General features: G+C 38.5%; 1 protein-coding gene and 1 pseudogene. Both read right to left on the bottom strand.

What is annotated here, in order from left to right; translation table 11 throughout:
- A pseudogene (locus DFP83_RS13845) lies at positions 1 to 458 on the bottom strand (transposase); the annotation flags it as partial.
- A gap of 123 nt (positions 459 to 581) precedes the next feature.
- Complete coding sequence (locus tag DFP83_RS13435; protein ID WP_110576590.1) at positions 582 to 1,592, bottom strand: ATP-grasp domain-containing protein; 1,011 nt, start codon at positions 1,590 to 1,592, stop codon at positions 582 to 584.
- Between the last annotated feature and the right edge of the window lie 220 nt (positions 1,593 to 1,812).

The raw sequence follows: 1,812 nt of genomic DNA, 5'->3' as shown, positions 1-1,812 counted from the left end.
TGTATCGAGCGGCGGCCTAAAATGCGACCACGCTGCTTGTGCAGGCGTTTTCTATAGCGTCTTAACCGGTGGCGAAGGTGAGTAAATAAACCACCGCCGCCGTAAAAATCAGCCAGAACATATTTGTAAATCCACTCGTGACTGACTGGATAGCCTATTCGCGTGCAGACAGCCGATATCTGCTCCGGGCTCCAGTCCATCTCGAGCATAAGTTCTACAGCGTTGCGAGTATTCTCGCAAACCCGTTTGGGCTTTGGCTTTAAACGCCGTTTTAAAGTGCGCTCTTGAGCTTTTTGAGGGTCATAAGACCCACACAAATTGTTGTTACGTCGCAACTCTCAATGGACGGTCGAGGGCGCAATGTTCAGCTTTCTTGCAATCTCTCGTTGTGAAAATTCTTCTGAGAGCAACGCAGAAATCTGGTATCGTTGTCCCTCGGTCAGCTGCCGATAACTCATGTTAGAGCTCACTTTTTTTGGTCGAAAAGTAAGACTACCACATGTTGGTAGCTGACCTCCTTCTGACCTATCCCATTACATGAGTGTTGCGGTTATTATCTGAATTCAGGTTACTTTTTTCGACTAGCTTAGTAATAAATTCTCAACCATCCAATACTGCGGGTTAAATTTCTCATTATGCCAAACTAAATTTTCATCCCAGAATCCTTGACAGTTATCATAAAACTTTTCTGGGAATCCATAGCTAAGTTCAACCACCAAAGGGTTATCGCCGTCAAGTATAAAGTCAATAGTTAACGACTGAGATTGAACCTTCTGTTGAATTTTCAATGCTAGTTTTAAAATTCGGTCATCAATATCTTCTGGACCAAGTTCTATTAAATTTCCACTTCCAGATGCACGAAAATCATTTTCTCTAACATATCTTTTTAATGCACAGATACGCTTTCCGATAACCTGAACTCTAATATCAAATTTTAAACCCGGAATAAAATCTTGGAAATACGCGTAACCTCGCTCTCTAGATTGCTGTTTTGAATAATTAGTTGGTATAAATAATCGAATTCCTCCTTTAATTAAACCTACTAGGTCTTCTTGACCAACTTTGTATTTTCTTAACCTCTCTCTGAAGCCCTCTAATCGATCGTGCTGGGAAAAGCCATTTTTGAAAGCACGATTTATGATCCTTATTGCCGATTTTTTTGTTTTTATCAGTTTGACGTTTAGAGAACCTGCACCACCTTTAAGTTTAAAAACCTTAGGAAATACAGTTTTATTCACCCATTTTAATGCTTCATCCCTATCATAAAATACATAACTGGGAACTAATGGGGCTTCAATCGCCTCTAAAAAATACTTTTGTGCGACCTTATCATCGAAATACCAGCCTGTCTTAAAGTTAGGAAATACTTTTAAACCTGAGTGCTCTAAAGCAAACAAAATCCGCTTTGCGGTCAGAACATCTTTAAAATGCGCATGGTGATGATGCCACATAAACGCATCACAACCATCAAGTCTCTCCACGATATCGCTATCAAATGCATTTACAATCTTATAAGGTATTGAATTATTTATACAATAATCAATCCAACGATCAGAAAAGCTTCCTGGAGTATGGTGAATTGCAACTTTCATTTTCTCTAATTCCCTGAAGAGTTCGATATTTAAAGCGTCAGACCTTACTTCGACGAAATAAAAAAAAGATAATTTACTTTTTATACTAATTCTTATTTAATATAAATAAGTGCATAAGATTTTAAACCTAGATTCAACTAATAACTGCAACACTCGCTCTTAGCGTGTTGCAATTGCTCTTTAAAAATTATGTCTGGCTGAATAAAGCCCAGTGTTTTCC

The organism is Idiomarina fontislapidosi (assembly GCF_003226255.1).
Lineage (GTDB): Bacteria > Pseudomonadota > Gammaproteobacteria > Enterobacterales > Alteromonadaceae > Idiomarina > Idiomarina fontislapidosi.
The sequence above is the reverse complement of the archived record's forward strand: the minus strand, read 5'-3'. Positions and strand labels throughout refer to the sequence as shown.